We start from the raw sequence: 9,004 nt of genomic DNA, 5'->3' as shown, positions 1-9,004 counted from the left end.
CCAGCAAGCCCCCAAAGAAAGATCCCATCGCACCCGCACCAAGAATTCCAATTTGCAGCATATAAAAACCCGTCAGTTATTGTGAAGAACCCGCCAAAGGCGAGGGCGAGGGCGCAGCCGTCGGGATGTGCCGCTTAACCACGCAAAGCGCCACAAACACCAGCACCATCGCGCCGCCCAGCATGGCCAAATACGCAGACGCCCCGCCCGCCGTGATCACCGCCGCACCGGCAAAGGCGCTCAAAATGGCACCCAAGCGGCCAAAGGCTAATGCAGAGGCAGTGCCCGTAGCGCGTACCGCCGTGGGGTAAACAAAAGCACACAGCGCGTACATGGTGGACTGCACGGCGTTGACAAACAAACCGTGCACGCCCAGGCCGACGATCAGCAGCGTGGCATGCGCGCCCACCTCGACCTGCTGCAGGAAAAAGGCGCTTCCCGCAGCCCCCAGGCAGCACACCAGCAAGGGCCAGCGCGAGCCAAACCGGGTGATAGCCACCGCACAAGCCAGCGCGCCCAGCACGCCGCCCGTGTTGTAGGCCGTCAGGCCAGTGGCCGCAATCGCCACGTTCATACCCTCGGCAACCAACATGGTCGGCAACCAGCTAAAGGCGCTGTACACCGCCAGCAGGCACATGAAAAAAGCACACCAGATGGCAATGGTGTCGCGGGCAAAACCGACATCGAACAGTGCCCGAATACCTTGGCGCCGCTCTGTCTTTTGTTCGGCGCCATCGCTAAAGACAGTACCGGCCAACACCGGGCGGGACATGCGCGCCAACAGCCCTTCCAACTCAGCCCAGCGGCTGGGGTGGCGCGCCAGATAGCGCGGCGACTCCGGCAGCAAAAAGGCCAGGGCCACCGCCACCACCAACGGCAATGAGCCCCCAATGAAGAACAGGCCACGCCATCCGTACAGGGGCATCACATAGCTGGCGAATATGCCCGCCAACATACCGCCCAGGGGGACGCAGACGATGGTTGCCGTAACGGCCAGTGTGCGGCGGCGCTGCGGAGTGAACTCGGCCGTCATGGTGGTCGAACTCGGCAGGGCACCGCCAATACCCAGACCCGCAACAAAACGCAGCGCGCCAATGGTGAACAAATCAGGCGACAAGCCGATAGCGCAGGTGGCGGCGCCGAAGACGAAGACGCTGCCGATCACCGCCCAACGGCGGCCAAAGCGGTCGGCGAACATGCCGGCGCATGCACTGCCAATGCCCATGCCCGCCAGCCCTGCGGCCACCACCGGAGCGAAGGCGCCACGGGTGACGCCCCACTCTTTGATGATCATCGGAATCGCAAACCCGATGAGTTGGCCATCAAAACCATCCAGAACGATGGACAGCGCCGCCATGAAAATGACAAGCTTCTGAAATGCTGAAAAAACACCGTCGTCCAGCGACCGGCCGATGTCCACAGAAGCCGCCGCAGCGGAGGTTGAAAACTGCATGAAACATGTCTCTTTGTGTACGGGGCACTAGAGTGATAGGGGATTTTTACTCCTAAAACAATAGCTACTAGTGCAGGTTAAATATGCGCTAACCCCATTTTTTATTAATTTCTTGTAACGGCCTGGCTTCGGCGCTAAAGCAGCCCGAAACATGCAGGATGCGGGCGCTTAAAACGGGTAATGGCGGTCGGTGGTTTGCACCGTCAACCAGCGGATTTCGGTGAACGCATCAATCCCCGCCTTGCCGCCAAAGCGGCCAATGCCGCTGCCCTTGACGCCGCCGAATGGCATCTGTGCCTCGTCGTGTACGGTGGGGCCGTTCACATGGCAAATGCCGGACTCAATGCGGCTAGCCACATCCATGGCGCGGGCCAGGTCGCGGCCAAACACCGCTGCGGCCAGGCCGTACTCGTTGTCATTGGCACACGCCACCGCTTCCTCCACGCCCTTCACCCGCACAATGCCCTTCACGGGGCCAAATGCTTCTTCGTAGTAGATACGCATGCTGGGGGTTACGTGGTCCAGCAAGGTTGCCTGCATCAGGGTGTTGCTGGCTTTGCCGCCGGTGAGCAGCTTGGCACCCTTGGCGATGGCGTCGTCAATGAGGTCGTTGCAACGCTTGACCGTACTCATATCCACCACCGACCCCAGCACCACCGGGCCTTTGCGGGGGTCGCCCAGGGGCAGCGCGGCCGCGCGTTCGCTGAGTTTGGCCACGAATGCGTCTGCAATGCTTTCATCGACAACGATGCGTTCGGTAGACATGCAAATCTGCCCAGAATTCGCAAACGCACCAAAGACGGCGGCATTCACGGCGGCGTCCACATCAGCATCGTCCAGAACGACGAAAGGCGCCTTGCCGCCCAGCTCCAGCACCACGGGCTTGAGGTATTTGGCGCAGGTCGCGGCGATCAGCTTGCCCACGTGGGTAGAGCCGGTGAAGTTGACGCGGCGCACGGCGGGCTGCGCAATCATGGCCTCCACGACCACGGCGGCATCGGTCGGTGCATTGGTCACAAAGTTGACCACGCCCTTGGGAAGTCCCGCCTCCTGCAGCGCTTCGATAATGAGGCCGTGGGTCGCCGGGCACACCTCGCTGCCCTTCAAGATGACCGTGTTGCCACAGGCCAGCGCGGTGGCAATGGCCCGCACCGCCAATATCACCGGCGCGTTCCACGGCGCGATACCAAGCACCACGCCTGCCGGCTGGCGCACGGCCATGGACAAGCTGCCGGGCACGTCCGAAGGGATGATTTCACCGCTGATTTGCGTGGTCAACGAGGCGGCCTCCAGCAGCATGCTGGCGGCCAGATGCACGTTAAAGCCCGCCCAGATGGCCGAGGCCCCCGTTTCCGCTGCCATGGCTGCGGCAAACGCATCGGCCTTGGCCTCCAGGGCGTGCGAGGCGCTCAATAACAAGGCGCGTCGCTCGCCCGGGCCGGTGCGCGACCAGGTTTTGAAGGCCTGTGCGGCAGCGTGTACTGCGGCCACAGCGTCTTCAACGCTGGCTGCAGGTGCTACGGTTGCCACGCTGCCATCGAGCGGGCTGCGGCGTTCAAAGACGGCGCCATTGCGAGCTTGAACCTGCTCGCCATTGATCAACATCGAGATATTCATGGAGGAATCTTTTTCAGTCTGAAAGGGGGAAGGTGGTTGCCATGCTGTGCCGTTAAGCGACTTCAATCTCGACCAAGTTGGTGATTCCGCTGGCAAGCGCCTGTGACAGCACTTCGCGCAGTTCTGCCGGGTCTGAAACCCGCCGAGCGGCACAGCCCATTCCTGCGGCCAAAGCCGGGAAATTCAGGTCGGGAAGATCCGTGCCCTGCACAACTTCGGTCGCAGAAAAACCGAACACGTGCGCAAAGTCTTGCAGTGCGGCGTAGCGTCTGTTATTGAGAATAACAAAAGTAATCGGCAATTTGAGCTGTGCCGCAGTCCACAGCGCCTGAATGGAATACAGGCTGGAGCCATCGCCAATCAGCCCAACCACCCGGGCCGCAGGCTTGGCCAAGGACACTCCCACCGCAGCCGGCATGCCGTAGCCCAGGCCACCGCTGTCCATGGTGAAGAAGGTTTCGCTTTGGGTGATGGGCAGGTAGGTCTGCATCACGGAGCGGGCGCTAGGCGCCTCTTCGACCACTATGTCTTCGGGTTTGCGCACCTCTGCCAAGGTTTGCAAGGCGTATGCCACCGACAACCGCACCGATGGCAGGGCCAAGGCCTTGGGTGCGCGGCCCTGTGGCAGGGGGCGGCTGGCAATGGCCGGGCGCGCCAGCAGGTCTTCCACACCCAGCCGGATGCTGCACAGCGCGGTGGTGCCCGTCGGCGTCCAAGCTGCGGTGTCGGGGTCTTCCGTCAGCTGGAACAGGCTGGCGCCGTCTGGAATGTGGGGGCCAGCGCCTTCAACGTGGTAGGTGAAGGCAGGCGCCCCAATGGCAAACAGGGCGTCATGCCCGCCCAGCAGGGCAACGATCTTTTCCCGCATGGCGGGCAAAAAGCCAGCAAACAAACGGTGGTCTTCAGGAAAGCTGCAGCGGCCCGACATCGGGGCGGCAAACACGCGCGCATTGTGGCGTTCGGCCAAGGCCAGCACCTGGCTCCAGGCGTTGTCTCGGTCCACCGCCGCACCCACCACGAAGGCCGGGCGCTCGCAGGCGTCCAGTGCATCACCAATCAGCGCCAACACCGAAGGCTGGGGCCGAATCTCGGTGCTGACCACGCGCGGGGCAATCAGCTTTGCGGGCTGGTCCCAGTCATCGACAGGCACCGACACCAGCACAGGCCCACGCGGCGGCATCATGGCGATGTAGTAAGCGCGGGCGATGGCCTGCGGGACATCTTCCGCGCGGGCGGGCTCGATGCTCCACTTCACATAGGGCTTGGGCAGCTCGGCGGCTTGGTTGGAGGCAAGAAATGGGTCAAAAGGCATGATCGCTCGGGCCTGCTGGCCCGCCGTGATCACCATGGGGGTGCGGTTTTTGAAAGCCGTGAAGATATTGCCCATGGCGTTGCCCACGCCCGCAGCGGAATGCAGATTCACGAAGGAAGCGTTGCGAGATGCCTGGGCAAAGCCGTCTGCCATGCCCACCACTGTGGCCTCCTGCAGCCCCAAGACATAGCGGAAGTCGCTGGGGAAGTTGCGGAACATGGGCAACTCGGTAGAGCCAGGGTTGGCAAAAATCGATGTCATGCCAAAACGGCGCATCAAGTCAATCACCGCGTCCCGTACGGTGGTCGGGCTGGCGTCCAGCTGGTGTGCCAATGCGGATATGGCTTCGGGGGTGGGTCCGGTCATTTCAGTCTCTCGGTGGTTTTTTTGCGGCCTGGGCCGGGTGAGGCGTTGCAGTGTCGGCCAGCAGAAGAAGTCTGAAAATTGCTTTTTTTCACCAAAGTCATTAATGTTGGGCATGACTTTTGAATTGCAACACCTTAAGGCCTTTGCTGCCATCGTGTCGGCTGGCAGCCTGGGTCGGGCGGCCATTGCCCTGAACGTGACCCAGCCCGCGTTAAGCCGGACCATCCATAAGCTGGAGCAGCAGGCAGGCGCGCCGCTGTTTGAACGCCACTCCAAAGGCATGCACTTGACGCCCATAGGCCATGCCCTGCTGCCCCATGCCCGCCTGCTGCTGCGGGAGGCAGAGCACGCAGACGAAGAAATAAAAGCCATGCTGGGGCTTGCAAAAGGGACTATCCGCGTAGGCTCGGTCGGCAGCATCGCGTGCTCGGTGTTGCCCCAGGCCATTGGCAAAACCTGCCAAGCCTGGCCCCATTTGCAGGTGCACGTCATCGAAGGTGTCTGGGACAGGCTGGCAGAAGCGCTGGTTTCGCACGAAATCGATCTGGCCCTGGGTGTCGTTGTAGATGCCGGGGAAGAGATTGAAGCCGTCAAAGACTGCCGCTGGGAAGACACCAGCTATGTGGTTGCCGCCATGGGCCACCCTTTGCGCCAACGCGTGCACCTGACGGTGGCCGACACGCTGCTGGAGCGCTGGGCCATCTTGCCCCGGGGGACTGCGCCGTTTGAGCACATGAAAGCACTCTTTACCCGGCACCAATTGCCTTTGCCCAACGTGGTGGTGGAAACACGCTCGACCACCGTGCTCAAAAGCCTCATATGCCACTCAGGATTTCTGGGTTGGATGCCCGAGCCTATGTTTGAAACCGAGCGGCAAGCCGGACTGATGGGCGCGCTGCCGATGCCCAATGCGTCCGATAAGCGCACGCTGACAGCCTTCCGCCGCAGCCAGGGGCTGATGCCCGCCCCAGCCAACAAGCTGCTGGAAGAACTCCGGAAGCTGACAGCGCCAATCTTTTAGCGGCAGGTTGTGTCGGCCCATCGCAGCGGCGGCCACGGGTGTGGTTGGCATCGTGGGCGAGCACTATGGGTAGAAGTCGTGCAGCCGGTGCAGTTTTAAGATACTCGGCGCTTGCGCCGCACCGACCATCCTTGCCACCCCAACGCTGGAGAAGCAGCCCCAGGTGGCCTTCTACATCAACAAATGACATACTGAAGAAGGTGCAGCGACTTCAAGGGATATCCCTCATATCAAAACAGTCCAAACGAGTAGATTACTAAGATAGAAGTAAATATACTGGTTGGGCATTCCGCTTTAGAAAAAATCAAAATGAATGGGATGCCGGAGACAACATGAAAAACCTTCACTTCGACACCTTCTGCACACCCCGTTCAGACCGGGCCGAGCACTGGGCACGCATCAATCACCAATACTTTGGCGACCTGGAGGTCGATGAGATGGATACCAATGCCATCGAAGCGCAGTTGGACATCTACAACCTTGACGCCCTCAAGATGTACAAAATTGAAGCGCCTTCGCACCGCGTGCGGCGCATCAGCCGCGTCACCAACGACAGCCTGGACGACAGCTACAAGCTCATGCTGCAAATCAAAGGCCAGGCCCGGCTAGAGATTGCCGACCGTAGCTTTAATTTGCACCCCGGCGACTGGAGCCTTTACGACCCCAGAGTGGACTATTCGGTGCACAACCTGGACCCGACATCGCTGCTGGTGGTGAAAATACCCCGCAGCCGACTTGATGGCTTGAGGGTGCCCGAACTGCACACCTGCGAGACACCACAGCACGAAAGCGTGGGTCTATCGGCCATGCTGGGCTGCGTTCTAAAGTCGCTGTCCGAGCAGTTGACCAGCCTGCCAGATGACTCGGGCCATGCCGTCAGCGAAAGCATTTTGAGCTTGCTCACCTACACCCTGGCGCGACACCAAACCAACCTTAAGGAGCGCACGCTACCGCATGCCATCCTCAAGTCCAGGGTAAAGCAATTCATCCTGGAACACCTGACAGATACAGAGCTGAGCATTGACCGTATTGCCGCAGCCATGCGTTGCTCCAAGCGCTATGTGCATGTGGTGTTTGAAGATGAAAACCTGTCCGTGGATCGCTATATCTGGAAATCACGGCTGGAGATAGCGCGGGTGAGGCTTAGCTCCGACCAGCATGCGTCCAACACTATCGCGCAAATTACGGATGCTTGCGGCTTTAAAAGCAACGCGCATTTCTGCAAGCAGTTCAAAGCACAGTACGGTTGCTCCCCCTCAGAGTTCCGCAAAAACACAAGCAGCCAATCGGCACCGCAATACCCAGTCTTTTCGCACTGAAATAGGCGGCGCCTTCATCGGGTCTGCGGTGGCGCAGACCCGGGCCGCCCATAGTGCCTGGGAGCCTAAACCACATTGCGCTGGAGCCAGCCCATTGTGGATTTGCGGGCTAGCGCATCGCGTTGGCCACCAATAGCGTATCGGTGAACTGTTCAAATTGAACCACTTTGCCCGTCTCTAAGCGCCACACATGCGACACGCGGGCCTGCATGGATTTGCCCGTAGCGCGATTGACGCCGGAGTAGGTGCCAACGCCAACGATGCGCTCACCGCCATCGACCAAATACTCCAGGTCAAAGCGGTAGTTGTCCCAGGCGCCCCCCAGTGCCACGAACACGTTCTCAATAATGGCTTGTGGCCCCACCCAGGTGCCGGCACAAGGAAACCCGGCCATCTCGGTCCACTGCACCTCGAGAGACACCTCGGCCATCATGCCTGCGATGTCTTTGCGATCAGATGCCGCGTAGTGGTCTTTGATGATGTCGTAATTGCTTCGCATAGTCTTTCCTAAATGGGTAATGAGTCGGAAGGATAAAACGTCTGGGAGGCTTTTTGCATGAAGGCCCCCGCCGGACTATTGGAGATTTCGCCCGTGCCCGTGAGTCCCAAAAACTTGCCTGTCGAGCGGCCAGAGGCGAAGTTAAAGAAGAAGACCGACGCCACGGGAATGAGAAATTCTCGGAATGTAAATAAATACTGGTCTTGTGCAAACTTATAGTAAGTGGCCATGTCCACGTCACCGTGGCCGCGCTGCACACCCACCAGGCATTGCCAGCAATAGCGCTGCGAGCTGAGATACGTGTGCTCGTACGTGTGGTTGGGGCTGTAGGTTTGCCAGGTACGCAAACCGATGAGGTCACGCGACTCGTGCGGCTCCTCGCCGCCAAGTGCACCGCCTTCCAAGCGCCCGACCAAAAAGGTCTGCTCCACGCGCGGTTCGGCGCCAGCCACTTGCGCAGAGAGCACCTCGCATTCAATCACCAGTGCCCGGCGCGTGTCGGTGTTGACGACGGCCGTCATCGAGTGCAGCGGGCGCTGCTGGAACGTGATGTCCACAAAGTAAGTAAAGGGCGCTACTTCGATGACCTCGCACCACTCGCCAGCTGTGGCATGTGCACTATCGGAAACCCGAGCGCTGTGCAATCCATCAAAAGACAAAACGATGGAGCGGTTAGCCAATTGAATGGTCTGCACCGTACCCACCAGCTTGTCGCTGAAGGGCAGGCGGTTGGTCGCGATACCCGCTGCAAATTCGTCGTACGTTTTCCAGTCGGCAGGTTTTTTTTCGTCGGTCATATCAATCCTTTCATTCAGCAAAAGCAATAGTGGGCAAGTCCACAGCAGACGCGCCGCCATCGACCATCAGGTAAGTTCCATTGACCATGGCGGCCCGGTCGGATGCCAGGTACAGCACGGCATCTGCAACATCCTCAGCCAGCGCGGCCCGCCCCAAGGGCACGTCTTTGGTCACCATTTGGTAGGCGCTTTCAAAATCGGGCAAGCCCAGTTTGTCCGCCAGGACCTGCATTTGCTCGTCGGCCATGGCTGTGCGCACCCAGCCGGGGCACACCGCATTGGTACGAACGCCTAAGCGGCCGTAGTCACGCGCCAAAGAGCGGGTAAGGCCAATCAGCGCATGCTTCATCGTCACATAGCCCACCACCGCCGGACCGGCGAAATGCCCGGCCAACGAGGACAGGACCACGATGTTGCCTTTGCGCGCAATCAGGCTGGGCATCAACTCGCGGGCGCAGACAAATGCGGTGTCCAGATTAAGGCGTGTCGCCATGCGCCAGGAGTCGTCCGTCGTCTGGGTTAACTCGCCAATACCGTGCCCACCCGCATTGGCCACCAGTACGTCGATACCGCCAAACTGCTGGATGGCCTTGGCCAGTGCGGACTTGACATCCGCCGCA

General features: G+C 60.2%; 8 protein-coding genes. 2 read left to right on the top strand and 6 right to left on the bottom strand.

Annotation, left to right across the window (positions count from 1 at the left end):
• Positions 1–76 precede the first annotated feature (76 nt).
• The 3 genes from ABI213_RS00115 to mdlC form a co-directional block, all read right to left on the bottom strand.
• Positions 77–1,453, bottom strand: coding sequence for an MFS transporter (locus ABI213_RS00115; protein ID WP_348014652.1), 1,377 nt, complete (start codon positions 1,451–1,453; stop codon positions 77–79).
• Positions 1,454–1,621: 168 nt separating this feature from the next.
• Complete coding sequence (locus ABI213_RS00110; protein ID WP_348014653.1) at positions 1,622–3,070, bottom strand: aldehyde dehydrogenase; 1,449 nt, start codon at positions 3,068–3,070, stop codon at positions 1,622–1,624.
• Between the two features lie 52 nt (positions 3,071–3,122).
• A complete protein-coding gene (gene mdlC / locus ABI213_RS00105; protein WP_348014654.1) occupies positions 3,123–4,748 on the bottom strand; it encodes a benzoylformate decarboxylase in 1,626 nt (541 codons plus the stop codon).
• Positions 4,749–4,860: 112 nt separating this feature from the next.
• Between mdlC and ABI213_RS00100 the strand changes: the two genes are divergently transcribed.
• Positions 4,861–5,769 carry a LysR substrate-binding domain-containing protein gene (locus ABI213_RS00100; protein WP_348014708.1) on the top strand — a complete coding sequence of 303 codons (909 nt, stop codon included), beginning with the start codon at positions 4,861–4,863 and terminating at the stop codon, positions 5,767–5,769.
• 332 nt (positions 5,770–6,101) lie between these two features.
• Complete coding sequence (locus ABI213_RS00095; protein WP_348014655.1) at positions 6,102–7,088, top strand: helix-turn-helix domain-containing protein; 987 nt, start codon at positions 6,102–6,104, stop codon at positions 7,086–7,088.
• Between the two features lie 109 nt (positions 7,089–7,197).
• On the opposite strand, the gene ABI213_RS00090 is transcribed toward ABI213_RS00095, so the two are convergent.
• From ABI213_RS00090 to ABI213_RS00080, 3 genes are all read right to left on the bottom strand, one after another.
• The gene (locus ABI213_RS00090) at positions 7,198–7,587 is read right to left on the bottom strand and encodes a nuclear transport factor 2 family protein (protein ID WP_348014656.1); all 390 of its coding nucleotides are present in this window, start codon (positions 7,585–7,587) and stop codon (positions 7,198–7,200) included.
• Between the two features lie 8 nt (positions 7,588–7,595).
• Entirely contained in the window at positions 7,596–8,384 is a 789-nt protein-coding gene (locus tag ABI213_RS00085; RefSeq protein ID WP_348014657.1) for a MoaF C-terminal domain-containing protein, read from the bottom strand.
• Positions 8,385–8,394: 10 nt separating this feature from the next.
• On the bottom strand, positions 8,395–9,004 hold a 610-nt coding region (locus ABI213_RS00080), incomplete at its 5' end, for an SDR family oxidoreductase (RefSeq protein ID WP_348025594.1).

The sequence above is a fragment of the Rhodoferax sp. genome (genome assembly GCF_039922535.1).
Classification (GTDB): domain Bacteria; phylum Pseudomonadota; class Gammaproteobacteria; order Burkholderiales; family Burkholderiaceae_C; genus Rhodoferax_B.
The sequence above is the reverse complement of the archived record's forward strand: the minus strand, read 5'-3'. Positions and strand labels throughout refer to the sequence as shown.